This is a genomic window from Steroidobacter gossypii (assembly GCF_016801985.1).
In the GTDB taxonomy this organism is placed as follows: Bacteria; Pseudomonadota; Gammaproteobacteria; order Steroidobacterales; family Steroidobacteraceae; genus Steroidobacter; species Steroidobacter gossypii.
On the sequence record NZ_JAEVLS010000001.1, the window covers coordinates 1,534,514 to 1,557,320 of the forward strand.

Below are 22,807 nucleotides of genomic sequence, written 5' to 3' on the forward strand. Positions count from 1 at the left end.
GCTGGGGAAAAGTGAGTTCGGGACAGTGTACTCAACTCAACTCGGCCGCATCCACATCGATCGACCACCGGACCTTTCTGGCCTCGGGCAGCATGGCCACGGCCGTCAGCCAGCCGCTCATGAATCGTTGCAACGGCGAGTGAGTAGGGGCATGGAGCAGCAGCTGAGCGCGGAACCGGCCGGCGCGGCGCTCCATGGGCGAAGGCGCCGGGCCGAGCAACCTTACGCCGCGCACCGGATAGTCATCGGCGAGGGCACGGGCCGAATGCAGGAATTGCAGCGGAGCTTGCTGATCCGTGGCTTCCGCGCGTAGCAGCGCAATGCGCGCGAATGGCGGCCAGTGGCTTTGTTCACGTTCTGTCAACGCGCCGTCGGCAAAGGCCGCGTAGCCGCCTGTGAGCAGCAATGTAAGTAACGGATGATCCGGATATTCCGTCTGGATCAGCACTTCGCCGGGCCGTTCGGCGCGCCCGGCGCGCCCGGCCACTTGCACGATGGTCTGTGCGAGGCGCTCCGGCGCGCGGAAATCCGTGCTGAACAGGCCCTGATCCGCATTCAGCACCACGACCAGCGTGACCTTCGGGAAGTCGTGGCCCTTGGTCAGCATCTGCGTGCCGACCAGAATGCGGATCTCGCCGCGATTTACGCGCTCCAGCGTCGCTTCCAGTTCGCCCTTGCGGCGCATGCTGTCGCGGTCGATGCGCGCGAGCGGAGCGCCGGTAAACAGGTTTTCCAGGGTTTCTTCGATGCGCTCGGTGCCCTGGCCGACCGGCTTCACATCGGCGAAACAGTTCGGGCAGCCGGCGATCAAAGGCTCCTGCGAGCCGCAGTGATGACAGATGAGATCACGGCCTCGCGCGTGCACGGTCAAGTGCGCGTCACACCGGCGGCAATGCGCGGACCAGCCACAGTTCGGGCAGAACAATACCGGCGCGTAGCCGCGGCGGTTGATGAACAGCATCACCTGTCCGCCTTCATCCAAGTGACGGCGGATTGCCATCACCGTGGGCGTGGCGATTCCCTGGGTCGCCGCGTTCTTGCGCAGGTCGACCAGGAACAGTTTGGGCGGTTTCGCGCTGCCAGCGCGCTCCGGCAGTCGGGACATTGTTTCCGGCTGTTTGCGAGCGCGGGCCAATGTTTCCAAGGAAGGCGTGGCGGAGCCGAGCACCACCGGAATGCCGAGCCGCTGTGCGCGAACCAACGCGAGGTCGCGCGCGGAATAACGGAAGCCATCTTGCTGCTTGAACGAGGGATCGTGCTCTTCGTCGATGATGATCAGGCCGGGTTGCGGCAGGGGACTGAAAACCGCGGAGCGAGTACCGATGACGATGCGGGCTGTGCCTTCGCGTGCATCCCGCCACGCGGCCATGCGCTCGGTGTCGTTCAAACCTGAGTGCAGGACTGCAAGTGGCGCGTCGAAGCGTCCACGGAAGCGCGCGATCAACTGCGGCGTCAGCGAGATCTCCGGCACGAGCACCAGTGCCTGATGCCCGCGCGCGAGCACCGCTGCAATGGCGTGCAGATACACCTCGGTCTTGCCGCTGCCCGTCACTCCGTAGAGCAGATGCGAGGCGAATGAGCCAAGCGTGTTCGTGATTCTCTCGACAGCGGCGGCTTGCGCTTCATTGAGCGGCGGGCCCGCGCGAACGATGGATACCGGCCCCGTCTCGGGCGCTTCGCGTGCAAATTGCTCGACGAAGCCGCGCGTTTCGAGGTTGCGGAGCGCTGAGAGCGGGCTCTCGGTGGCGCTGAGGATTTCAGATGCCGGCGCCTGCGCGTGGTTCAACAGGTACTCGGCGATCGCGCGCAGGCGCACGGAACGCGCCGGCAGCGTCGCGAGCGCTTGCTCACGGCCTTGATCCGTCAGCCGCCAGAGAATGGTTTCCTGCCGCAACGGCGCGCCGTTCCTCAAGTGAACCGGCATCGCCGAGCTCAACACTTCGCCGACCGGATGGCGGTAGTACTCGGCGGCCCAAGTCAACAATGCGAGCAGTTCGGCGCTGAAGGTTGGCTCATCGTCGATGACTTCGAAGGCTGCGCGCAATTTCTCCGAGGGGACTTCAGTGTCATCGCGGCCTTCGACGACAACGCCGACGACGCGCCGCCGGCCGAACGGCACCCACACGCGATAGCCCGGCCCCGCGGCAGTACCGGCGGGCGCCCGATAGTCGAACACCTGCCGCAATGGCGTGTCGATGGCGACCGCCAGATATGGCGTTCGCTCTATGCACAAAACCTGTGGAAAAGTCTGTGCATTGTTTGGGGTGAAACCACTCAAGTGCTCAATCCACGGACCGGTTTGCCGTTTGATCAATTTTTAGACGCAGTTGCCGTGCTGCGCATCCTTAGCGCCCCGGCATTCGGGCATCCCGCCCAGCACGCGTCAACCTGCAGACGTGTGCCGCGTTCTTGAAGGCATCACTCTGGCTCAACACAGCAGGTTCCTGGAACGCATGCGGCCCTCTGCTACTCTCCGCGCAGCCTCAACCCCGGCCTGGGCGCTGCTCAACCTCGGGCAGGGCGAAGTCCCGGCGACGGAGGAACAATCTCTGGATCAGGTGCGCACGCTGGACCGATTTCTCGTCAGCGTCGAGAAGCGTGCGTTTCGCATCGCCCGGATTGCCGTACGCCACGACGACGATGCGCTGGATATCGTACAGGACGCGATGCTGCAGCTGGCGCGCCACTATGCCCAGCGCCCTGCCGACGAGTGGCGACCGCTGTTCTACCGCATTCTGCAAAACCGGATCCGCGACTGTCAGCGTCGCCGTCTGGTTCGCACCCGGCTGTTGAGCTGGCTGCCCGGCTGGAAGGCCGACGGGGATGAAGCCGCGGATCCGTTCGAAGCGGTGCCCGACGGTCGGCCGCTGCCGCCGGATCTGCTCGCGACTGACCAAGCGATGGTCAAGCTCGAGCGTGCGCTGGCCGAATTGCCCCGCAGGCAACAGCAAGCATTCATGTTGCGCATTTTCGAGGGCATGGATGTCGCGCAAACCGCCGCGGCCATGGGCTGTAGCGAGGGAAGCGTCAAAACTCACTATTCTCGCGCCGTGCACGCTTTGCGCGAGCAGTTGGGGACTGCATGGTGAACACTCCCGATCCTTTCGAGGAGCGCAGCCGCGCGCTGTTCGAAGCCAGCGTCGAGCGCCTCGACGCGCGCACCCGTTCGCGGCTCAACCAGGCGCGGCAACGCGCACTCGATGAGCTGAAGAATGGGGCGTCGCGCCGCTACTGGTTGGGCTTGCCGTTGGGCGGCTTGGCTGCGGCCGCGCTCATTGCTGCGGTGATGTTTCGAGGCGGTGGCGAGCCTGCTGTTCCAGAAGCGGCCACTTTGCCGCTGGATGATTTCGATATCGTCGCCGATGCCGACAGTTTCGAGATGCTCCGCGACGTGGAGTTCTACGCTTGGCTGGCCGAGGCCAACGTGCAATCGGGCGACAACAGCGGCTGATCCATGCGCAGGGCTTTGTTCACGGCAATTCTGATGGTGGCGGGCGCGCTGGTCGTAGGCGTGACACCCGCTGCTCGAGCGGCTCAGCCCGAGAACGCGGGAGTGAGCTGGCAGGAGTTATCCCGCGAGCAGCAGAAGCTGCTCGCCACGTTCGAATCCCGCTGGGCCGAGCTGCCGCTGGCTCGACAGCAATCTCTCGCCAGGGGTGCGCAGCGCTGGCTGGACATGCCGCCCGAACAGCGTCAACAGGTCCGAGAGCACTTCCAGCGCTGGCTGGCGCTGGATCTAAAACAGCGGCGCGAGATGCGCCGAGCCTTCAACCAGTTCAAGCAGCTGCCGGCGCAGGAGCAGGAGCGGATCCGCGAGAACTATCGCCGCTTCCAGGGGCTGCCAGCGGAAGAGCGCAAGCAGTTGCGCGAGCAGTTCAGGCAGCTCACGCCCGAGCAGCGTCAGCAACTGCGGGACCGCTTGCGCTCGCAATGAGTGGCCAATCGGCGCGCTGCTTGGGTGGCCACTCCCACTGCTGAAGCCGCGCGGGACTGGATCCTCCGATCCAGGCTGCGGAGAGGAAGATGCCCGGCCGAGGCTGAAACACGGCCGCGCCCCATGTCGCGGTCGTAGGCACGCGGCCGTCCCATTTCCCGGCGTCATGCCAGAACACACACTGCTGAAGCGCGTCGACCAGGTCCAGGCCCAGTGCTTTGGCGAACGCTTCCTTCAGGGTCCAGAGCGTGTAGAACAGCGGTGATCTGGCCTCCGCGGACGCGGCTTCCATCAACTCAATCTCGCGTTCGGTGAACCCGAAGCGAGCGAGTCGAAGCACGTCGCGCGGCCTATCTAGTTCGAGATCGACGCCCACTCGCCAGTCCGTTGGCCCGAGCAGCAGCGCCGCGTGTTCGGTGCTGTGGCTATGGCTGAAGGCCGCTGTTCCCGCATCGACATACGCAAGCAAGGCCCGGCTGACCTCGAAGTCCGCCCGCCGATGCGCGCTGTGCTGAACGCTGGACCGCAACTGGTCCTCGGCTGACAGCTTCGCCCGGTCGAAATGCGCACGCGCGGCCGACAGCGCCAGCCACAGATTCAATTCCGTGTCCGCGGAGCCGCTCTCCAGGCCGGTGCGCGCGCCAGTTGTCGCTTGTGGGTTGCCGTGCATGACAGGGACATCATAATTCGCCCCCCATGAATGCCGAACCGCACCTCGCTGACGCTACCAACGACCGCCCCGAGCGGCGCGACTGGTGGTATTGGCGGCTGTTCATGACCGGGTTCAGCTTTTTCCTGTTCGGTTTGGGCGCGTTGGTGGTGGGCACGGTGTTGCTGCCCATCGTGAAGCTCATCCCCGCGGAACGGGATGTGAAGCGCAGACGCGCGCGCGTCGTGATGAGCGCGGCGCTCCGCCTGTTCATTGGCGTCATGCACCGAGGCCGAGCGCTGACGTACGAGTTCCATGGCCAAGAGCGCCTCGGTCAGCCTGGCCAGATGATTGTCGCGAATCATCCGACCTTGATCGATGTGGTGTTTCTGCTGGCATTCGTGCCCGGAGCCGGTTGCGTGGTCAAGCAGGGCCTGTGGCGCAACCCATTGACGCGCTGGGCCGTGACCTTGGTGGAATTCATTCCCAACGATCAGACCGCCAGCATGATCGAAGGCGCGACGGCCGCCCTGAGCGAGCGGCAGACCCTGATTTTCTTCCCCGAAGGCACGCGCACGCGGCCCAACCAGCCCATGGTGTTTCATCGCGGAGCGGCCAACATTTCGCTGCGAGCCGCGGCGTCGGTTACCCCGGTGTACATCCGCTGCCAGCCGACCACGCTCACCAAGGCCGAGCCGTGGTACCGGATTCCGGCTCGACGTCCGCACTTCAGCCTGATTGTTGGCGAGGACCTGGACTTAAGTCCCTACCGGAACGCGCCGTTACCGTTAGCATCACGGTCCTTGAACGAGGCCATGCATCGGCATTTTCAGCAGGAATTGGCCCGGCCCCGGGCCGGTCGGGCGTAACAGGGACCCACAGCCCACGCGGCTGTACGCTGTGTGCTCCTCGAATTAAACTGCGCGCCGAGTTCGCGGACTCGATGCAGCGCGCGCAGACGTGCTAACTCCCGATTCTCCAACAGAGCAGTTCATGCAGTCGCAAGATCAAATCCTCGAACGCATCCGCGGGACGCTGGTCGAGCTGTTCGAGATCGAGCCGGCGCGAATCACGCCGGAAGCGCGCCTGTATGAGGACCTCGAGATCGACAGCATCGACGTTGTCGACCTGATGGACGAAGTGCAGAAGCACACCGGCCGCAAGGTCACGCCCCAGGACTTCCGTTCCGTGCGCACCGTGGGCGATCTGGCGTCAGTGGTGCAACGGCTGATGAATGCGTGAGCGTGGCAGCTGAAATCGCGCCCATGTTCCCAGCCAAGTTTTCGGTCTGCGTGGTCATTCCGGTTTATAACCACGAGCATGCCATCGGCACCGTGGTGAGCAGCCTGCGTGCGCAGGGGTTGCCGGTGATCCTCGTCGATGACGGCTGCAGCCCGGCCTGCGCGCAGGAATTGGATCGCCTGAGCGTGCTGCCCGACGTGACAATGTTCCGTCATGACGCCAATCGCGGCAAAGGCGCGGCGGTGATCACGGGTTTTCGCGCGGCCGCCAAGCTTGGCTTCACTCACGCGATCCAGGTCGATGCCGATGGTCAGCACACGCTCACCGACGCGCGCCGCTTCGTCGAAGCCGCGCGCGAGCAGCCCGATGCGGTCATCTGCGGTCGACCGGTGTTCGACGCCAGCATCCCCAAAGCGCGCTACTACGGTCGCTATCTCACCCACGGCATGGTGTGGCTGCAGACGCTGTCGTTCGACATCATCGATTCGATGTGCGGCTTCCGCCTGTATCCGCTCGCGGCCACGCTCGATCTGATCGATCATCAGCACATCGGCGAGCGCATGGACTTCGATTCCGAAATCCTGGTGCGGATGCACTGGCGCCAGATTCCGATGCGCTGGCTGGACACGCGCGTGTCCTATCCGATCGACGGCGTCTCGCACTTCCGCATGTTCCTGGACAACGTGCGCATGACCACGCTGCACATCAGGCTGACCTGCGGCATGTTGATTCGCCTGCCGGTGCTGCTGTGGCGGAAGTTCGCGCGGACCAAGCCTGCCCGGCAGGTGCGCGAGCGCGATGCGAACGCCTGACGCGCCGGCGGCCCGATTCGAAGTGCCCTGACTGCCATGCGAAAGGAAGGCGCGATCAGCGCGAGCATCGACGTGACAGTGGCCTTCCATGACATCGACATCATCGGCGTCATGTGGCACGGGCATTATTTGAAATATTTCGAAAGCGCCCGCTGGGCGCTGATGGACCATCTCGACTTCGGCTACGACGCCATGGCGGCCTCCGGCTATGCATGGCCCATCGTGGAAATGCACGTGAAGTATCTGCACGCGGCGCGCATGGGAGATCGCCTCAGCGTGCGCGCATCTCTGGTCGAATGGCACAACCGAGTCGTGATGAATTATTTGATCACCCGCATCGCCGATAGCGAACGTCTGGCGCGTGCCCAGAGTGTGCAGGCAGCGGTGGACGCGAAGACCCACGCGCTGCAATTCGTAACTCCGCAACCGCTGTTGGAGCGCGTGGAACGGGCATTGCGGGCGCGAGCGACGGATCATCGTGAGGAATGACCTTGGAACAGCGTGATGTCATCGTGATCGGCGCGGGCCCCTCGGGCGCGATCGCCTCGGCATTGTTGAACAAGCAGGACTGGAACGTGCTAGTGCTGGAAGGCCAGCGCTTTCCGCGCTTCTCCATTGGCGAGAGTTTGCTGGCGCATTGTCTCGACTTCGTCGACGAAGCGGGCATGCTGCCGGCGGTGGAGCGCGCCGACTTTCAATTCAAAAACGGGGCGGCATTCGTGCGCGGCGACGAATACGGCGATTTCGACTTCGGGGACAAGTTCACGCCCGGCCGCAATTCGACGTATCAGGTGCAGCGCGCCGCGTTCGACAAGGTGCTGGCGGACGAGGCGCAGAAACAAGGCGTCGAGATTCGATATGAAACTCGCGTGACCGCCGTGGACAACAGTGGCGACATGCCGCGCGTACGCGCCGTCGACCCCACGGGCGCGGAGTACGAGGTGCAGGGCAAGTTCCTGCTGGACGCCAGCGGCTTCGGCCGCGTGCTGCCCAAGCTGCTCAATCTGGAAATGCCCTCGAACTTCCCGGTGCGCAACGCGGTGTTCACGCACGTGGCGGATGGCGCCGCGCCCGGTTCGTTCGATCGCAACAAGATCCAGGTCATCGTTCATCCACAGCATCGCGACGTATGGTTCTGGCTGATTCCGTTTGCCAATGGCCGCTGCTCCCTGGGCTGCGTGGCCCGCAAGGAATTTTTCGAGAACTATCCGGCGCCGCTGGATGAGCGTCTCAAAAAGCTGGCGAGCGAGGAGCCGTTCCTGACGCGGGTTCTGGCGAACGCTACCTGGGATACGCCCGCGCGCGAGTTGTCGGGCTACGCCGCAAACGTGAGGTCGATGCACGGCAAGGGGTTTGCGCTGCTCGGAAACGCCGCGGAATTCCTCGACCCGGTGTTCTCCTCAGGTGTGACGATTGCGATGCGCTCGGCCAGTATGGCAGCGGGCTTGCTGAATCGTCAGCTGCGCGGTGAAACGGTCGACTGGACCGGCGACTTCGAAATCCCGCTGCGCAAAGGCGTGGACACGTTCCGAGCCTATGTGAAAGCGTGGTACGACGGGCGCTTCCAGGACATCATGTTCGCGAAGAACCAGCCGGCCGGCATCCGCTCCATGATCTGCGCCATTCTCGCGGGTTACGCCTGGGACGAAAGCAATCCCTTCGTCGCTGAACCCGAGCGCCGCCTCGACATGGTTGCTAAGCTCTGCGCGGCATGAGCGACACCATTCTGGTTACTGGTTCGAGCCGCGGCATCGGTCGCGCCATCGCGTTGCGTGCCGCGAGCGATGGCTTCGACGTTGTCGTGCATTGCCGGTCACGGCGTGACGAAGCTGAAGCGGTGGTCGCCCAGATCAATGCCCTCGGCCGACAGGCCCGCATCCTGCAGTTCGATGTTTCCGACCGCGCTGCCTGCTCGCAAGCGCTCGCTGCCGACGTGAGCGCGCATGGCGCTTACTATGGCGTTGTTTGCAACGCTGGCATTCACTCCGACGCGGCGTTCCCGGCGATGACGGAAGATCAGTGGGACGGGGTGATTCGCACCAATCTCGACGCCTTCTACAACGTGCTGCAGCCTTTGATCATGCCGCTGGTGCGTCGGCGTGCGCCGGGCCGCATTGTCACGCTCGCCTCCGTCTCCGGGCTGATCGGCAATCGCGGCCAGGTGAATTACAGCGCGGCCAAGGCCGGCATCATCGGCGCCACCAAAGCGCTGGCCGTGGAGCTCGCCAAGCGACAGATCACCGTCAATTGCGTGGCGCCAGGGTTGATAAGCACCGATATGGTGGACGAGAACGTGCCGATGGAGGAAATCCTCAAGGCCATCCCCGCGCAGCGCGCCGGCACCGCCGAGGAAGTGGCCGCTGCGGTCTCGTTTCTTCTGTCGCGCGATGCTTCCTACATCACTCGTCAGGTCCTCGCGGTGAATGGAGGACTGTGCTGATGCGTCGTGTCGTGGTCACTGGCATGGGTGGCGTGTGTGGGCTCGGCGCGAGCTGGCCGGAAGTGCTCGCCGGTTTGCGCGCGCGCCGGAATGCGATTCGCACCATGCACGAGTGGGATCGCTACACCGACATGAACACGCGGCTCGCCGGGCCGATCGAATTCACGCCACCTTCGCATTGGACTCGCAAACAATTGCGGAGCATGGGCCGCGTGTCGCAGCTGGCGGTGCGCGCTGCCGAGCTGGCGATCGAGGACGCGGGTTTGACCGGCGATCCGGTCATCGCCAGCGGTGCGACGGGAGTTGCTTCGGGCTCCTCGACGGGCAGCACGCCCGACATCAAGGACTTCGCCAACATGGTGATCAACAACGACGCCAGCGGGCTGAACGCGAATTCGTATGTGCGCATGATGCCGCACACCACCGCGGCCAACATCGGCATTTTCTTTGGCGCCAAGGGCCGGATCATTCCCACCTCGAGCGCCTGCACTTCGAGCAGCCAGGGGATCGGCTACGCCTACGAAGCCATCAAGTTCGGGCGTCAGGATGTGATGATCGCCGGCGGCGCGGAGGAACTGTGCCCCACCGAGGCGATGGCCTTCGATACGTTGTACGCCACCAGTCGGCGCAACGATCGGCCGCACACGACGCCGCGGCCGTACGATCGCGATCGCGACGGACTGGTAGTCGGCGAGGGCGCGGGCATTTTGATTCTCGAAGAGCTGGAACATGCACAGCGACGCGGCGCGCGTATCCACGCCGAGCTGGTCGGGTTCGGCAGCAACTCCGACGGCGTGCATGTCACCAAGCCCGAAGAGGCCACGATGCGTGTGGTGATGGAACTGGCGCTGAAAGACGCCGGGATCTCTCCCGAGGTCATTGGCTACGTCAACGGTCACGGCACCGCCACCGAGCACGGCGATATCGCCGAGACGCGGGCCACCTCGTCGCTATTCGGATCGCGCATGCCGCTCAGCTCGCAGAAGAGTTATCTCGGCCATACGCTCGGCGCGTGTGGCGCGCTGGAAGCCTGGTTCAGCATCGAAATGATGAAGGCGGGCTGGTTCGCGCCGACCTTGAATCTCGACAACATCGATCCTCGGTGCGGCGATCTCGATTACATCACCGGCGAAGGCCGCGCGCTGCACACCGATTTCGTGATGAATAACAACTTCGCCTTCGGCGGCGTGAACACGTCGATGGTGTTCAAGCGCTTCGAATGAGTTTCGTTATGAAACAGCGACTCGGGCATCCTGCCCTCGCGCTGTGGCGCAGACGGGAAAAGGCGCGACTTTTCCCCCTGCGCTCGCCGCCTGTGGCGGCATCCTTGTGTCTGGGGCGGCACTTGTCGAGTTCCATGGTTCGAGGTCGGCCGGGGCCGATTGAAACGTTGTGAGCAGTTCCGAGGCAGCAACGCTGCCGTTGTTCGTCTCCGCCGATCCACAGCGGCCCATCGCATGGCGCCGTGGCGCGCCAGTGTTGCTCGCCGAATTCCGAAGTCACGTCGCCTCGGTTGTCGCTCAGCTGCCTGAACGGGCCGCGGCGATGATCAATCTTTGTGACGATCGTTATCGCTTCCTGGTCGCCTACGCTGCTGCGCTGAGCGTGGGGCACACGGTGCTCTTGCCTTCGTCGCGCGCCGAACAAGTCGTGGCCGATGTCGAGACGGCGAATGCCGGCAGCTATCGCATCGACGATGCCGCCATCGACGCCGCGCTGGAGCAAACATCTACGGCCGCCATCAACACGCGCATTGCCGCCGATATGACTGCGATGGTGGGTTACACCTCCGGCAGCACCGGCCAACCCAAAAGATTTCCCAAGCTCTGGCGCACCGTCCAGGGCAGCAACGAACGCAACGCCGCTTCCATACGAGCCGGCATTGCCGACAAGAACGCTGCTGTGTGGCTGCTGGCCACGGTTCCGCCGCAGCACATGTATGGAATGGAAATGAGCGTGCTGTTGCCGTTGATCGGCGACATGGCTGTGCATGCCGGTCGGCCGTTGTTTCCTGCCGATATCGCGGCGGCCCTGGCAGAGCTGCCACGCCCGCGCGTGCTGGTCAGTACGCCGGTCCATCTGCGGGCCATCGTCGCATCGGAGCAGGAATTCCCGCAGGTCGATGTCATCGTCAGCGCTACCGCGCCGCTGGATCAGCCGCTGGCTGCCGCGGTCACGGCCAAGCTCGGCGGCGAAATGGTGGAAATGTTTGGATCCACCGAAACGTGCGTGTTCGCCAGCCGACTCACCGCTCGAGAAGATCAATGGCAGTTGTATGAAGGCGTGCGACTCGAGCCGCGCAGCGAGGGCACCCTCGTGCACGCGCCATGGTTCGTCGAGCCCGTGCTGTTACAGGATGTGGTCGAGTTGCTTCCTGGCCAGCGCTTCGTGGTGCGCGGTCGCAGCTCGGACATGATCGAGGTGGCGGGCAAACGCGCGTCCCTGTCCGATATCACTAGAAGGCTGCTTGCGATCGAAGGAGTGCGGGAGGCGGCGGTGTTTCAACCGGAGCCCGACGCTGTCGGCGCGATCCGGCGGGTCGCCGCATTGGTGGTGGCGCCGAATCTCACGTCGCGTGAAGTCTTGGATCAGCTGGCGGCAGGCGTGGACAGCGCGTTTCTACCGCGCCCTTTGCTGATCGTCGATCAGTTGCCTCGTAACGAGGTCGGCAAACTGCCGCGCGAGAATCTCCTGCGCGCCCTGCGACGCGAGTGAAGCGCTGGCCGCCAGGGAAACCCTTCAGGCCACTCAGGCTTCCAGCACCGCCTCGATTTCCAACAACAGCTCGCGCCGGCAGATATCGGCCGCGACGAAAATGATGTCGCCGGTGGGATAGAGCTCGCGCAAGCGCGCGGCGATCGCGTCCGTCATTGCGGGATCCCGCACATACACCTTCAGCAAATCCTTGCTGTCGGCCGTCCGGCTACGGCTGATATGCGGTGCGAACGAGCTCAGGTTGCGTACTGTTTCCTCCAGCTGAGCCATGACGTCGTCGTGATGCTGGGAAACATGGCCGACGATGCTGGCGGTGCCCGAGATCAGCAAACAATCGTCCGGCGCGATCAGCGCCCTCGCAAAGGTCGGGCTCACCGGCCCGTGGATGCGGGGATAGTGATAGGCGCTGACTTGTCGAGGATTCTCCAGAGCCCGGCCTGGCACTTTGCTCGCCAGCCAGAACACCTGCAGGATATGGTCGGAGCGCTGACGACCCACTGCCGTGGCGGAGGGATAACCCTGCGGAACCTCACCCAGACCGCGCCCCCGACCGACGCAAAACTGGCGGTAGCGCTCCATGTCGCCAGCGCCTTCGTTGATTGCGTCCATGTAATTCCACATGCGCAGCAGGTGGGCAAAGCCCGACTGTTGCTGGAAACGTCGGACCGCGGCGTACGCGTGCTCGGCTGTCAGCAGGATCCCACCGTGCTCGCGCTCATCCAGTTCGATGACTGCAAACAGGTAGTGCTCATCGTGCGCATAACGGACCTGCGTCGGCACGCTGGCGCCATCGGACCATCGACCAGTGTGGACCGCTCCGGTCGCAAACCATAATTCCGCCAAGGCGGGCGCGGGGCCGTGCAGCGGGTCCAGTCCTACGTCTATGGTCAGTATCGGGGCCCCGGTAGTCACCGGTCCCGGATTCGAGCCGAAGCGAATCGCCGCCAGCACCGGCCCGGTCAGCGGAGCATGGCCGGAAACGCCGTGAAGCTGGTAGGCAACGCGGAGCGCGGCGGGAAGGGGCTGGGCTGGCTGCTCGCCGGAACTGCTGCGCATCACTGAATCGAATGACTTTGTAGGTTGAATAGAGAAAACGTGCGCGCCGTTCGAAGGCCGCGCGGGCCGGATGATACACTTCGCGCCCCGCGGTTCACCGCTCCAGCGCTCAATTCAGCCTTAAGTACAGGGCCTGTTCCGTTCATGTCAGCAACTCAATCATCACAGCATCCCGTTGCTCAGTCGCCGGCCGAGCTCGAGCTGGCCGAACTGATCGTCAACGCGCTCAACCTGGAAGGCGTGGCGCCGGCGGAGATCGATCCGGAAGCGCCGTTGTTCAAGACCGGGCTGGGACTCGACTCCATCGACGCCCTGGAGCTGGCGCTGGAAATCTCCAAGCGCTACGGTTTCCAGCTGCGCTCGGACGATGAGAACAATGTCCGCATTTTCAGCTCGCTGCGCTCGCTGGCCGCGCACATCCAGACGCATCGGGTCACTGGCTGAGGCGCCTCGCCGGCGCGTGGCCTGCTGACCTTGCTCCGGCCGGCGGCCCATTGGATTGATCACACAACCTAAAAAGGGAGTCTCGTCATGATTCGTTCTCAGCGTGCTCGATGGTGGTCCGGTCTGTTGCTGCTGCCGGTGCTCGCGCTTTTGATGGGCGCGCGCCAGGTGCCGCTGGTGGATCCGGAACCGATTGCCGTCCCGGCCGGCCTCACCGAGGCCAAAGTCAGCAAGGCCATCAAGGCGGCGCTGGTGGGCCGCACCTGGGTGGTTACCGAGGACCAGCCCGGCAAGATCACCGCCACGCTCAACCTGCGCACCCACATGGCCAAGATCGAAATTCCTTACGACACCTCCAAGGTGGCGGTCCGCTACCTCGATTCCAGCGAGCTGATGTACGCCGAGAAAAAGGGCGTCAAGGTCATTCACCGCAATTATCTGAGCTGGATCCAGAACCTGGTGACCGACATCAACCGCAATCTGCTGCTGGCGGGCGAATAGCCCGTCATCGAATCCGGCGATGCCATCCCGACCACTGAGAATTACTGCTTACACACTGTGCTCCGCGGTCGGGGAAGGACGTGCGGCGACGCTCGCGGCGCTTCGCGAGCGTCGCAGCGGCCTCACCCAGAACGACTTCGGCTCCTCGCCCATCCCGACCTGGATCGGGCGCGTGGCCGGGCTGGAACAACAGGCGCTGCCAACCGAGCTCGCCGATTGGGATTGTCGAAACAACCGTCTCGCCTGGCGCGGGCTGGTGGCGGATGGTTTCATCGAAGCTGCGCGCGAAGCGCGCAATCGTTACGGAGCTGGGCGCGTCGCTGTCGTGGTCGGCACGTCGACCTCCAGCATCGGCGCCAGCGAAGAAGCGTACGCACGGCTCGATGCCGACGGGCGCTATCCCGTGGATCTGCGCCGGCCCATCATTCATACCCCGCACTCCCTGGGTGATTTCGTTCAACACGCGCTCGGCCTGACGGGCGTCAGCGTGACCGTGGCGACGGCGTGCTCGTCGAGCGCCAAAGTATTCGCTCAGGCGGAACGTTTGATTCGCACCGGCATCGCGGACGCTGCCATCGTGGGCGGTGTGGATACCTTGTGTGGCAGTGTTCTGTTCGGCTTCAACTCGCTCGAGCTGGTGTCGCCGGAGCCTTGTCGTCCCTTCGATGTCCAGCGTCGTGGCATCAATCTAGGCGAGGCGGCCGGTTTTGCCTTGCTGGAGAAACAAGCGCCGAGCGGGGCGTGGCTGCTGGGCTACGGCGAATCCAACGATGCTCACCACATGTCGACGCCGCATCCCGAAGGCCTGGGGGCACGGCTGGCGCTCAGCGATGCTTTGCAGCGCGCCGAGCTGCAGCCGAGCGACATCGACTACATCAATCTGCACGGCACCGCGAGCCAGAAGAACGACGAGGTGGAAGCCAAGCTCGTGGCCGATCTGTTTCCGGCAACGACCTGCGCCAGCTCGACCAAAGGTTGGACGGGCCATACGCTCGGCGCGGCCGGCATCGTGGAGGCGGCCATCAGCCTGCTCGCGCTCGAGCATCAGCTGTTGCCGGGCACGTTGAACTTGAATATTCCCGATCTCGCCTGCGGTCCGCAGATCCGGCGCGACAACCTACAACGTGAGGCGAGCCATGCGTTGAGCTTCTCGTTCGGCTTCGGCGGCAGCAATTGCGTGCTGGTGTTCGGGAGAGATCGATGACATTGCAGGTCGCGATCGAAGGCGTCGCCTTCTGGGCCTCACGACTGCCGGGTTGGGACCTGGCGCGCGCCGTCATCCGCGGCGAACAGGCGCCGCCGGAAGCGGCCAGCGCTCGACCAGCACCGACGTTACTGGCTCCGACCGAGCGCCGCCGTGCCCCCGATACAGTGGCTGTAGCGCTCGAAGTGGCAGGTCGCGCCTGCGAGGCGGCGGGGCGCAAGCCTTCGGACCTGCCCTCGGTGTTCGCCTCGACTCACGGCGATCTCGCGATTAGCGATTACATGTGCTCGACCCTGGCGGCCACGCCTGCGTTGATTTCGCCGATCAAGTTTCACAACTCGGTCCACAATGCCGCGGCGGGCTACTGGAGTATCGGCACGGGCAGTCTCGCGCCGTACACCGCGATCAGCGCCTACGAGTACACGTTCGGTGCGGGGTTGATCGAAGCGGCGACTCAAGCGGCGTGTGAAGAGCGACCGGTGTTGTACGTCGCGTTCGACATCGAAGCTAAAGGCGCGCTCGCGAGTATGGCGCCGAGTCGCGGCCTGCTGGGTGCGGCTTTGGTGCTCGCGCCTGCCAGCGCCGCTCAGAAACAACGCAGCTTGATTCTTACCACCGAGTCTGTGGCCGAGTCTCGTCCGACAGCGCCGCGCTCAGCGGCTGCTCCACTGGTCGCAGACAATGCGTTGGCGCCCTGTTTGCCGTTCTTCGAAATCCTCGCCATGTCACAGCCTCGGACCTTGTGTCTGGCGTTGAGTAAACAAATGGCGTTGAACGTCCAAGTAAACTGATCGATTCACGCAGCGAAGCACATGAGTACACCGAGCGAAGGCGCTGCTGTCGACGTTGTGATCCTGGGCGGCGGGCTGGCAGGGCTGACGCTCGCGATTCAACTTCGCCGGCAGCTTCCCACCTTGTCGGTACGGATCATCGAGCGCCGCCGGCATCCGGTGCCGCCGGCCGCGCACAAGGTGGGCGAGTCGTCGGTTGAAATCGGTGCGCATTACTTCGACACCGTACTGGGTCTGAAGGAACATCTGACTGCTCACCAGCTGAAGAAATTCGGCTTCCGCTTTTTCTTTTCCGAAGGTCGCGAAGACCTGGACCAGGTCACCGAGCTGGGCGCGAGTCGCTATCTGTCCACGCCGAGTTATCAGCTGGATCGCGGCATATTCGAGAACTATCTGGGCGAGCATGTGCGCGAGCTCGGCGTCGAATTCATCGACGGCGCGGTGGTGCGCAGTTTCGACATGGGTTCACAAACCTCCGCACATTGCGTGCGTTATGAACTCGACGGCGTGCAGCATGAAGTGCGTTCGCGCTGGTTGATCGATGCCTCCGGCCGCGCGGGCTTGATCAAGCGCAAGCTGGGCTTGCAGCAGGACAATGCTCACAACGCCAACGCCGTGTGGTTTCGCATCGGCGCCAGGATCGACGTGGACGAGTGGTCCTCGGATTCGTCCTGGCTCGGGCGCTGCGATCCGCCGTATCGCTGGCTATCCACCAATCATCTGTGCGGCGCAGGCTACTGGGCCTGGTTGATTCCGCTCTCGTCGGGCTCGCATTCGGTAGGCATCGTCTGCGACGCCGTCGCGCATCCGCTGGAGACCATGAACACCTTCGAGAAAGCCCTCGAATGGTTTCGCGTGCATCAACCCCGACTGGCGCGCGAGTTGCAGGATAAACAGCACCTGCTGCAGGATTTTTGTTTCCTGCGCAATTTCTCCTACGGCTGCAAGCAGGTGTTCTCTGGCGATCGCTGGGCGTTGACCGGCGAGGCTGGCGTGTTTCTCGATCCGTTCTACTCGCCGGGCAGCGACTTCATCGGCATCAGCAACACCTACATCACCGATCTGATCGCGCGCGATCTCAAAGGCGAGTTGATCAACGGGCGCGCGCATGTGTATCAGCAGCTGTATTTCTCGTTTTACGAGAGCACGCTGTCGCTGTACACCGATCAGTACGCGATGTTCGGCGATCCCGAGGTGATGCCGGTCAAAGTGATCTGGGACTACACCTACTATTGGGGCGTGCTGTGCCAGTTGTTCTTCCAGGGCCGATTGACGGATATGAACAGCCTGAGCCGGCTCTCGGACCAGTTGAATCACTCGCGCGACTTGAACCTGGTCATGCAGAAGTTCATGCGCGAGTGGTCGCGGCTCAGCGGCCGTCGCAACGATGCGGTGTTGCTCGATCAGGCGTCACTGCCGTGGTTCGCCGAGCTGAATCGCGGCCTGCGGGATGAGCTCGACGATGAGGCGTTCCGCGCCCGAATGATCGAGTACACGGCGCTGCTGGACTCGCTTGCGATGGAGATCATCGAGCGCGCTTGCTCCGAGCATCCGTCGCTCGACAGCAGTGATGTTCGCAAGCTGTTGAGCCCGGAATCTGGGACGGCGCCGGAGTCGTTGCTGTTTACCCGGGCAGCTTGAGCAGCACGGCGGCTCGGCCTTCCGCCACCACTTCATCGCCGTGAGTGACTTTGAAGCTGTACTGCTGGCTCGACTCTCCGGCCTGCAGGCAGACAGCTTCGACGCGCAGCGCGCCGGATAAGTCGTCAATGTAGTCGCGCGCGAACGTTACGGAACGCAGCGATACCAGCATGCCGGGCGGCGCTCGCTCTGGCGCAGCCTTCAATGCTCCGTGTACAGCCATGGCTTGCGCCCCGTATTCGCACAAATGCACCGAGCGTAATCGACCATTCGAGCACAATGGATTATCCGTAGCCTGATGACTGCGGGTTTCCAGTACGATGCGCGCGTCATCCCACTCGACGACGTGCTCCCAAAGGCACATGCCGCCTTGATGCGGAATCAGCGCAGCGATGTCGTCACGTGACATGAGTGGCGGCAGACGGTCGGGTCAACAGTAATGCGAGCACGAAATTAGAAACAACGCCCAGTGACACCGTCAAGCCGATGGCTCGCAGCACCGGGAGCGTCGAGGTGGCCAGCAGTGCGAACACCATGAGCGTCGAGGCCGAGCAGACCAGCAAGGCATGCAAAGTGCGCCGCTGCTCCATCGGGTCGTCGGCCGCGTGTTCGAAGAACAACGCGTAGTCCAGCCCAAGCCCGGCGGCGAGGATCAGGGCGATCAGATGAAACAGCGTCATCGACACGCCTGCTGCCTGCAAGATGCCGATGATGAGCAAAGTCGTCAAAGCCATCGGCGCAAGCACGCGATATACGCGCGATGCTCGCCGCAATGAGAATGTCACGACCGCCGCCAGCAGCACGGCGGCAACCGCCAGACTCCAGAGGATCTTGACTCGCTGGTGGGTCACCAACGTTTCCGATGCGTTCTTGGTGTCGAGCAGCGTCACGTCCGCGCCAGCCGCAGCGGCGAAGCGCTGCAGGGCCGCCACATTTCGAACGCCGCTGAATGTCACCAGCGCCGTGGTCCGATCGCCATGCTGAGTCAGCAGCATATCTACGCTGACGCCGAGCGGAGAGTCGCGTAATTGCTCGATGGTCAGGATGCGAAGATGCCGGGCCCTCTCGACGTCTTCCAGCAACGGCTCGAACACGTCGGGGCGGAATGGTGTGTCTCTCACGGCAGCAGCGACATCGGCGCGCAGCGTGGCGGGTTCCGGAAGTCGAGCTTGTCGCTGCCGTTGTTTCTCCGCGGTGGGTAGATAGCGCCCTGCGTGGTCATAGCCGGCGATCGCGTCCTCTGCAACCAGCGCTTGCAACGATTCATCGAGTTGCTCGAGACGTTGCAACGCGTACTCGGCATCCGCGGCATCGATGACGAGCAGGTAGCGAACATCCGGCGTGCCCAGTTCCGAGCGCAACGCCTGATCCTGGATCAGCAACTCCTTGGGGACGGGCGTGAGCTTGCTCAGATCGCTTTCCCACATCGGCTGCGGCGCAAGCACGATGGCAGCCAAGGCCGCGACAATCGCTACTGCACCCGCCCAAACAGGGCGAGGTAATCGCTCCATCCGTCGCCACAGCCGGTCGAGCCAGACCGAATCGCCGAAATCCCGTCCTGTCGGAGCCATCAGCACCGGCAAGGCATATCGAGTGGTCAGGCCCGCCACCGCCAGGCCGGCTACCGTGAAACATGCGAGCTGTGCGAGCCCGACGACGCCCGAGAACAGGAATGTGAGATAGGCAATGCACGTGCTCGCCACACCGGTGGCGAGGGTCGGCCAGATGTCTCGGGCGACTTCGACCGGAGTGCGGGTCGCGTGACGATGGCTGAGCAAATGAATGGGGTAGTCCTGCGCCACGCCGATCAGGGTGAAGCCGAACGCGAGCGTGATGCCATGAACCGTGCCGAACAAGGCGCTAACGGCGGCAAGGCCGGCCAGCCCGGCGCTGGCCAGTGGCAGCGCGCTCAATACGACGCTGCCGATGCGACGATAGGCAATCAACAACAGCACGATCATGCCGATGGTCGCAGCTGTGCCGAGTTGCTGAGCTTCGCCTCGGGTACGCTCCTCCATCATCACTGAGAACTTGCCCGCGCCGCTGAAGGTCATCTTCACGCCATCTTCGCGCGCCAGCCGCTCGGCTTCGGCATTCAGTGCATCGACCGCCACGCGTTGCTGGTCTGGATCGAAGGCCGCGGCGCGCGTCTGTGCAAGCAACAAGGCCTGCTCGCCCTTGGCGTCGAACCACACATCGAACAGCCGGTTCGGCTCCTGCATCGGCTGCCATCGTTGCATGACCTTGAGCAGTTCAAGCGTGGGGTCGCGGGACAGCCAGGGTTCGAGAAACGCTCCGGCCGGCGAGGCCAGGTCTTGGGCGCGCGCCTGAAGCTCCGCATGCAGATATTTCGCGTCGAGGGCTCGCTCATCCAAGGTGGGCGACAGGAGATATCGATACGACAGCAAGTCGTCCGGCACGCTATCGAGCGACACCTCGCCGTTGGTCACCAGACGAAAGTACGGACTCTCTTGCAAGCGCTCGACCAGTGAGCGTGAGCTGTCGGCAAGTTGCTCGGGAGTTGCGCCTTCGAGCGCGATCACCATCACCCGCGAAGCGGGCCCTTCGCCGATCTCTTCCAACAGCAGCTGTTGTTCGGGAGTCGTCGGACTGGGAAGAAACAAACGCAGGTCGGTGCCGATCTGCAATTGTTGCTGCACGAACCAGGTGAGGCCGGCCAGCAGCGCGATCCATAGGAACAGCAGCAGCAGCGCGAAGCGCGTGAGTTTCATTCGGCGCAGCGCCGCTGCAAGGCAATGGCAGTCACATCGGAGGCCACGGGCTCCATGGCCGCGTTACCGAGCAGCAACACGCTCGAGCCGCCGTCGGCGAGGGTCATGGTGAAACAGCGCGGCTCGCTCTGCCGGCCAGTGACTTCGATCTGTCGCAGTCGGCGGCTGCGCTTGCTATCAGCCGGAGTCAACTTGAGCGACCATGCGTCGTCGTCGCCGCCGAGCTCGACATTGAAGGACTTGCGTAACGCGGCGGCGTCACCCAGCAACATGGCCGAAAAGCCGGACAGCAGGCCTCTGAGTTCCGGTGCATGTTTCAAAGCAAAGCTGCGCGGCTTTTCGCCCTCGCGTTCCACCTTCACCGACTCGCCGCGGATTGCAGTGTGTTCCCGGTAAGGTGTGGTCACGCGCCGATCGAGACTCTCCGGACCGGAATAACCGAGATCGCCCGAGACGATCAGCGGCGTCTTGAGCAGCGTGGAGAAACGCACTTCCGTGAACGAGATGGTCGCCGGCGCGGGCTTCGCCAGACGCGCGATCAGTGCATCGATGCGCTGCTCGGTCGACTCGATATCGCCTGCAGTCGAATCACTCTGAGCCGCGCTCCACGCCGGGACGTGCAGGCACATCGCGAGCAGGGCCGCCAGAATCCGAGTGCGAATTGAGCTGCCAGAAGTCATAGAAGTTGAACCAATTGTACGGCGCGCCGCGCGTGTAGTGGGCCAGCCGGTCTGCAAAACGTTGCACGATGGCATTGAGACTCGCCTCGCGGTCGGCCCGTTCCACCCGCAAAGTCTCGGCGAATACTTCGAAATACAGATCGTAGCGATTGCCGCCTCGGTACAAGCCGAAACACAGCACTACCGGCACTTTGAGAGCCGCCGCGATCTGCCAGGGCCCGGTGGGAAAGGGCGCCGGGCGTCCCAGGAAATCGGCGATGGTGACCTGGTTGCCGGGCCGCGCGCGATCCACCAGCAACGTCACCAGCGCGGCCTCGTCCAGCGCTTCCTTGATGGCCAGCGCCGTGACCGCGCCGTCCTGCCGGGCATTGATGATGGAGCGCGCCAGCTCGGGATTGAGCGCATTCAGGATGCGGGTCAGCGCCGGGTTCTGTTCGACGTCCAGCACCACGCGAACTTTCACATCGCGGCGAAATTCGGCCAGCACGCGTAAGGCGTCGAAGCTGCCCAGGTGCGAGCCGAGCACCAGCACACCCTGTTTCTTTTCCCACTGCGCGCGCAATTCGTCCAGGCCGTGCACGCGGATATCGAAACGTTTGAAGCGCTCGGACAGCAGGAACACGCGATCCAGGATCACGGCGGCGAATGTGTAGAACTGCTTGGCCACATCCAGCAGGCGCACCTTGCGGCCCAGCGCAAGCTGCAGATATTCGCGGGAAGCGCGCCGCTCGGGCCCGCGTTTCGCCAGGAAGAAAGCAGTGATGGGGAACAGCACCAGACGCGCGGCGGTGCGTCCGCACAGCAGGGCGAACGTGCTGATCAGCCGATACCCGAACGGCGAGCCGGCTTCGGGACGATCCAGCCATTGTTGTTTCACGGCTGCGCGGGCTCGGCGATGCTAAACAGACCTTGAGCAATGGCTGCGCCGTCACGGCTCAAGCTGAAGCGCAGTTCCCGGGCATCGAGCTTCAGCTGCAAATCGGCGCTTTCACCGGGCAGTAGCGGCGCAGTGAACTTGGCATTGGGCAGCGCGAGCACTCGCATCGGTCGCTGCAGCCAGCGCTCGGCCTCCTGCAGGACGCAGTCGAGCAGCACCACCCCGGGCACGATGGGCTGTCCCGGAAAATGGCCGGGCAGCGAAGGATGATTCGCGTCGATGCGCAGAACCGTTGCGTGGGCGGCGGCGCTCATGTTCAGCGGCGAGGGCCAGCGGCGTTGCTGACCAGGCGCGGCATGGCCGCGAGCACACGTAGAAAAAAGTCCAGCATGTTTCGGTAGGGTTGCCGCGGAAAGCGGCGGTGGCGATAAGCGTACTCAATCAGGAAGAACGCCGCGACCAGCAAATAGCCGATCACGTTGGCGAACAACGACCACCATTCCTGCGGCACCGTCACTGGCGGCGTGACGCCGCTCGCCAGCAGCAGCCCATCGGGCTTGGCCAGCAGCGCCAGCACCAGGTTGGTGACCGACAGCGCCACGAACAGCACCGTCCAGCCCAGGGTGAGCTTGCGTGCGTAATCGAGCACCGCGGGCTCCGGCTCTTCCGGGTCGATGAGGCGGATCAGCTGTTCGATGAGTGGCGTCTGCCTGGCGGTGAGGGTGCTGCCAAATACGCCGGCCATGAATCCTGGAACCAGTACCGGTGCGATATACAGCGGCAGCGTCGCGTGCGTGGAGCGAGACAGCCACCACAGGCAAGCGGCGATCGGCGGCACGGCAAGCCACGCCGCGACGCTGCCGCGAGCCAAGGCCGGCAACATGGGTACTAGAACCAGCAGCGCCAGCGCGACCACGATCAGCGCCATGCTGTTGTGGATGACGGCGAAGTGAGCGACCAGCGGGTAAGCGAGCGCCGAAACGGCCTTGTAGCGGCTGATGTTGGACATCGGTGGCGAAGAATGCGCGTGTTGCCGAGCGCGGGCAAGGCATCCACAATGGCGGGAATTTTTATCCGCAGGCGAACTGG

Annotated in this window: 25 protein-coding genes; 16 read left to right on the plus strand and 9 right to left on the minus strand. The window is 63.7% G+C overall.

Going from position 1 to position 22,807, the window contains the following annotated elements; all coding sequences use genetic code 11:
* Window positions 1-31: 31 nt before the first annotated feature.
* A complete protein-coding gene (locus JM946_RS06690) occupies window positions 32-2,227 on the minus strand; it encodes a primosomal protein N' (protein WP_456115328.1) in 2,196 nt (731 codons plus the stop codon).
* A gap of 226 nt (window positions 2,228-2,453) precedes the next feature.
* Between JM946_RS06690 and JM946_RS06695 the strand changes: the two genes are divergently transcribed.
* Genes JM946_RS06695 through JM946_RS06705 form a run of 3 tightly spaced genes read left to right on the plus strand, consistent with a single transcriptional unit; the run spans window position 2,454 to window position 3,934 of the window.
* Window positions 2,454-3,089 carry an RNA polymerase sigma factor gene (locus JM946_RS06695; RefSeq protein WP_203166372.1) on the plus strand — a complete coding sequence of 212 codons (636 nt, stop codon included), beginning with the start codon at window positions 2,454-2,456 and terminating at the stop codon, window positions 3,087-3,089.
* Window positions 3,083-3,451 (plus strand): hypothetical protein, encoded by a 369-nt coding sequence (locus tag JM946_RS06700; RefSeq protein ID WP_203166373.1) that lies wholly within the window; start codon window positions 3,083-3,085, stop codon window positions 3,449-3,451. Before JM946_RS06695 ends, JM946_RS06700 begins: the two co-directional genes overlap by 7 nt.
* Window positions 3,452-3,454: 3 nt before the next feature.
* Window positions 3,455-3,934 carry a DUF3106 domain-containing protein gene (locus JM946_RS06705; RefSeq protein WP_203166374.1) on the plus strand — a complete coding sequence of 160 codons (480 nt, stop codon included), beginning with the start codon at window positions 3,455-3,457 and terminating at the stop codon, window positions 3,932-3,934.
* On the opposite strand, the gene JM946_RS06710 is transcribed toward JM946_RS06705, so the two are convergent.
* Window positions 3,885-4,604 carry a 4'-phosphopantetheinyl transferase family protein gene (locus tag JM946_RS06710; protein ID WP_203166375.1) on the minus strand — a complete coding sequence of 240 codons (720 nt, stop codon included), beginning with the start codon at window positions 4,602-4,604 and terminating at the stop codon, window positions 3,885-3,887. The genes JM946_RS06705 and JM946_RS06710 overlap by 50 nt on opposite strands.
* A gap of 26 nt (window positions 4,605-4,630) precedes the next feature.
* On the opposite strand from JM946_RS06710, the gene JM946_RS06715 reads away from it, so the two are divergent.
* The 8 genes from JM946_RS06715 (at window position 4,631) to JM946_RS06750 (ending at window position 11,792) form a co-directional block, all read left to right on the plus strand.
* Window positions 4,631-5,452 carry a lysophospholipid acyltransferase family protein gene (locus tag JM946_RS06715; RefSeq protein WP_203166376.1) on the plus strand — a complete coding sequence of 274 codons (822 nt, stop codon included), beginning with the start codon at window positions 4,631-4,633 and terminating at the stop codon, window positions 5,450-5,452.
* A 124-nt stretch (window positions 5,453-5,576) separates the two neighbouring features.
* The gene (locus JM946_RS06720; protein WP_203166377.1) at window positions 5,577-5,825 is read left to right on the plus strand and encodes an acyl carrier protein; all 249 of its coding nucleotides are present in this window, start codon (window positions 5,577-5,579) and stop codon (window positions 5,823-5,825) included.
* Between the two features lie 23 nt (window positions 5,826-5,848).
* The gene (locus JM946_RS06725) at window positions 5,849-6,637 is read left to right on the plus strand and encodes a glycosyltransferase family 2 protein (RefSeq protein WP_203166575.1); all 789 of its coding nucleotides are present in this window, start codon (window positions 5,849-5,851) and stop codon (window positions 6,635-6,637) included.
* Window positions 6,638-6,673: 36 nt separating this feature from the next.
* Window positions 6,674-7,126, plus strand: coding sequence for an acyl-CoA thioesterase (locus tag JM946_RS06730; protein WP_203166378.1), 453 nt, complete (start codon window positions 6,674-6,676; stop codon window positions 7,124-7,126).
* Window positions 7,123-8,352, plus strand: coding sequence for an NAD(P)/FAD-dependent oxidoreductase (locus tag JM946_RS06735; RefSeq protein ID WP_203166379.1), 1,230 nt, complete (start codon window positions 7,123-7,125; stop codon window positions 8,350-8,352). The genes JM946_RS06730 and JM946_RS06735 overlap by 4 nt, the downstream gene beginning before the upstream one ends.
* Complete coding sequence (gene fabG, locus JM946_RS06740; RefSeq protein ID WP_203166380.1) at window positions 8,349-9,077, plus strand: 3-oxoacyl-ACP reductase FabG; 729 nt, start codon at window positions 8,349-8,351, stop codon at window positions 9,075-9,077. The genes JM946_RS06735 and fabG overlap by 4 nt, the downstream gene beginning before the upstream one ends.
* The gene (locus tag JM946_RS06745) at window positions 9,077-10,300 is read left to right on the plus strand and encodes a beta-ketoacyl-ACP synthase (protein ID WP_230979463.1); all 1,224 of its coding nucleotides are present in this window, start codon (window positions 9,077-9,079) and stop codon (window positions 10,298-10,300) included. Before fabG ends, JM946_RS06745 begins: the two co-directional genes overlap by 1 nt.
* A gap of 169 nt (window positions 10,301-10,469) precedes the next feature.
* A complete protein-coding gene (locus JM946_RS06750) occupies window positions 10,470-11,792 on the plus strand; it encodes an AMP-binding protein (protein WP_203166381.1) in 1,323 nt (440 codons plus the stop codon).
* 33 nt (window positions 11,793-11,825) lie between these two features.
* On the opposite strand, the gene JM946_RS06755 is transcribed toward JM946_RS06750, so the two are convergent.
* Window positions 11,826-12,848, minus strand: a complete 1,023-nt coding sequence (locus JM946_RS06755; RefSeq protein ID WP_203166382.1) for a chorismate transformation enzyme, FkbO/Hyg5 family — start codon at window positions 12,846-12,848, stop codon at window positions 11,826-11,828.
* A 144-nt stretch (window positions 12,849-12,992) separates the two neighbouring features.
* Here JM946_RS06755 and JM946_RS06760 point away from each other — a divergent pair, with 144 nt between their 5' ends.
* From JM946_RS06760 to JM946_RS06780, 5 genes are all read left to right on the plus strand, one after another.
* Window positions 12,993-13,292, plus strand: a complete 300-nt coding sequence (locus JM946_RS06760) for a phosphopantetheine-binding protein (RefSeq protein ID WP_203166383.1) — start codon at window positions 12,993-12,995, stop codon at window positions 13,290-13,292.
* 87 nt (window positions 13,293-13,379) lie between these two features.
* Entirely contained in the window at window positions 13,380-13,793 is a 414-nt protein-coding gene (locus tag JM946_RS06765; protein WP_203166384.1) for a hypothetical protein, read from the plus strand.
* A gap of 19 nt (window positions 13,794-13,812) precedes the next feature.
* Entirely contained in the window at window positions 13,813-14,997 is a 1,185-nt protein-coding gene (locus JM946_RS06770; protein ID WP_230979464.1) for a beta-ketoacyl-[acyl-carrier-protein] synthase family protein, read from the plus strand.
* On the plus strand, window positions 14,994-15,788 hold the full coding sequence (locus JM946_RS06775; RefSeq protein ID WP_203166385.1) for a beta-ketoacyl synthase chain length factor: 795 nt from the start codon (window positions 14,994-14,996) through the stop codon (window positions 15,786-15,788). Before JM946_RS06770 ends, JM946_RS06775 begins: the two co-directional genes overlap by 4 nt.
* 21 nt (window positions 15,789-15,809) lie before the next feature.
* On the plus strand, window positions 15,810-17,429 hold the full coding sequence (locus tag JM946_RS06780) for an NAD(P)/FAD-dependent oxidoreductase (protein ID WP_203166386.1): 1,620 nt from the start codon (window positions 15,810-15,812) through the stop codon (window positions 17,427-17,429).
* On the opposite strand, the gene JM946_RS31535 is transcribed toward JM946_RS06780, so the two are convergent.
* From JM946_RS31535 to JM946_RS06810, 6 genes are read right to left on the minus strand one after another with little or no spacing between them, the layout of a single operon-like run.
* The gene (locus tag JM946_RS31535; RefSeq protein WP_203166387.1) at window positions 17,413-17,838 is read right to left on the minus strand and encodes a hypothetical protein; all 426 of its coding nucleotides are present in this window, start codon (window positions 17,836-17,838) and stop codon (window positions 17,413-17,415) included. The genes JM946_RS06780 and JM946_RS31535 overlap by 17 nt on opposite strands.
* Window positions 17,828-20,161, minus strand: a complete 2,334-nt coding sequence (locus JM946_RS06790; RefSeq protein WP_203166388.1) for an MMPL family transporter — start codon at window positions 20,159-20,161, stop codon at window positions 17,828-17,830. The genes JM946_RS31535 and JM946_RS06790 overlap by 11 nt, the downstream gene beginning before the upstream one ends.
* Entirely contained in the window at window positions 20,158-20,790 is a 633-nt protein-coding gene (locus JM946_RS06795; RefSeq protein ID WP_203166389.1) for a LolA-related protein, read from the minus strand. The genes JM946_RS06790 and JM946_RS06795 overlap by 4 nt, the downstream gene beginning before the upstream one ends.
* The gene (locus tag JM946_RS06800; RefSeq protein WP_203166390.1) at window positions 20,750-21,718 is read right to left on the minus strand and encodes an LpxL/LpxP family acyltransferase; all 969 of its coding nucleotides are present in this window, start codon (window positions 21,716-21,718) and stop codon (window positions 20,750-20,752) included. Before JM946_RS06800 ends, JM946_RS06795 begins: the two co-directional genes overlap by 41 nt.
* Window positions 21,715-22,032 (minus strand): ApeI family dehydratase, encoded by a 318-nt coding sequence (locus JM946_RS06805; protein ID WP_203166391.1) that lies wholly within the window; start codon window positions 22,030-22,032, stop codon window positions 21,715-21,717. Before JM946_RS06805 ends, JM946_RS06800 begins: the two co-directional genes overlap by 4 nt.
* Window positions 22,033-22,034: 2 nt before the next feature.
* Window positions 22,035-22,727 carry a COG4648 family protein gene (locus JM946_RS06810; protein WP_203166392.1) on the minus strand — a complete coding sequence of 231 codons (693 nt, stop codon included), beginning with the start codon at window positions 22,725-22,727 and terminating at the stop codon, window positions 22,035-22,037.
* Window positions 22,728-22,807 lie beyond the last annotated feature (80 nt).

What these genes read in the sequence shown, in the direction of transcription:
- JM946_RS06760 (WP_203166383.1), top strand. Translation starts at nt 12,993, where the DNA reads ATGTCAGCAACTCAATCATCACAGCATCCCGTTGCTCAGTCGCCGGCC.
- JM946_RS06755 (WP_203166382.1), bottom strand. Translation starts at nt 12,848, where the DNA reads ATGCGCAGCAGTTCCGGCGAGCAGCCAGCCCAGCCCCTTCCCGCCGCG.
- JM946_RS06810 (WP_203166392.1), bottom strand. Translation starts at nt 22,727, where the DNA reads ATGTCCAACATCAGCCGCTACAAGGCCGTTTCGGCGCTCGCTTACCCG.
- JM946_RS06765 (WP_203166384.1), top strand. Translation starts at nt 13,380, where the DNA reads ATGATTCGTTCTCAGCGTGCTCGATGGTGGTCCGGTCTGTTGCTGCTG.
- JM946_RS06735 (WP_203166379.1), top strand. Translation starts at nt 7,123, where the DNA reads ATGACCTTGGAACAGCGTGATGTCATCGTGATCGGCGCGGGCCCCTCG.
- JM946_RS06710 (WP_203166375.1), bottom strand. Translation starts at nt 4,604, where the DNA reads ATGCACGGCAACCCACAAGCGACAACTGGCGCGCGCACCGGCCTGGAG.
- JM946_RS06770 (WP_230979464.1), top strand. Translation starts at nt 13,813, where the DNA reads ATGCCATCCCGACCACTGAGAATTACTGCTTACACACTGTGCTCCGCG.
- JM946_RS06790 (WP_203166388.1), bottom strand. Translation starts at nt 20,161, where the DNA reads ATGAAACTCACGCGCTTCGCGCTGCTGCTGCTGTTCCTATGGATCGCG.
- JM946_RS06780 (WP_203166386.1), top strand. Translation starts at nt 15,810, where the DNA reads ATGAGTACACCGAGCGAAGGCGCTGCTGTCGACGTTGTGATCCTGGGC.
- JM946_RS06745 (WP_230979463.1), top strand. Translation starts at nt 9,077, where the DNA reads ATGCGTCGTGTCGTGGTCACTGGCATGGGTGGCGTGTGTGGGCTCGGC.
- JM946_RS06725 (WP_203166575.1), top strand. Translation starts at nt 5,849, where the DNA reads ATGTTCCCAGCCAAGTTTTCGGTCTGCGTGGTCATTCCGGTTTATAAC.
- JM946_RS06700 (WP_203166373.1), top strand. Translation starts at nt 3,083, where the DNA reads ATGGTGAACACTCCCGATCCTTTCGAGGAGCGCAGCCGCGCGCTGTTC.
- fabG (WP_203166380.1), top strand. Translation starts at nt 8,349, where the DNA reads ATGAGCGACACCATTCTGGTTACTGGTTCGAGCCGCGGCATCGGTCGC.
- JM946_RS06720 (WP_203166377.1), top strand. Translation starts at nt 5,577, where the DNA reads ATGCAGTCGCAAGATCAAATCCTCGAACGCATCCGCGGGACGCTGGTC.
- JM946_RS06715 (WP_203166376.1), top strand. Translation starts at nt 4,631, where the DNA reads ATGAATGCCGAACCGCACCTCGCTGACGCTACCAACGACCGCCCCGAG.
- JM946_RS06775 (WP_203166385.1), top strand. Translation starts at nt 14,994, where the DNA reads ATGACATTGCAGGTCGCGATCGAAGGCGTCGCCTTCTGGGCCTCACGA.
- JM946_RS06795 (WP_203166389.1), bottom strand. Translation starts at nt 20,790, where the DNA reads ATGTGCCTGCACGTCCCGGCGTGGAGCGCGGCTCAGAGTGATTCGACT.
- JM946_RS31535 (WP_203166387.1), bottom strand. Translation starts at nt 17,838, where the DNA reads ATGTCACGTGACGACATCGCTGCGCTGATTCCGCATCAAGGCGGCATG.
- JM946_RS06730 (WP_203166378.1), top strand. Translation starts at nt 6,674, where the DNA reads ATGCGAAAGGAAGGCGCGATCAGCGCGAGCATCGACGTGACAGTGGCC.
- JM946_RS06705 (WP_203166374.1), top strand. Translation starts at nt 3,455, where the DNA reads ATGCGCAGGGCTTTGTTCACGGCAATTCTGATGGTGGCGGGCGCGCTG.
- JM946_RS06805 (WP_203166391.1), bottom strand. Translation starts at nt 22,032, where the DNA reads ATGAGCGCCGCCGCCCACGCAACGGTTCTGCGCATCGACGCGAATCAT.
- JM946_RS06695 (WP_203166372.1), top strand. Translation starts at nt 2,454, where the DNA reads ATGCGGCCCTCTGCTACTCTCCGCGCAGCCTCAACCCCGGCCTGGGCG.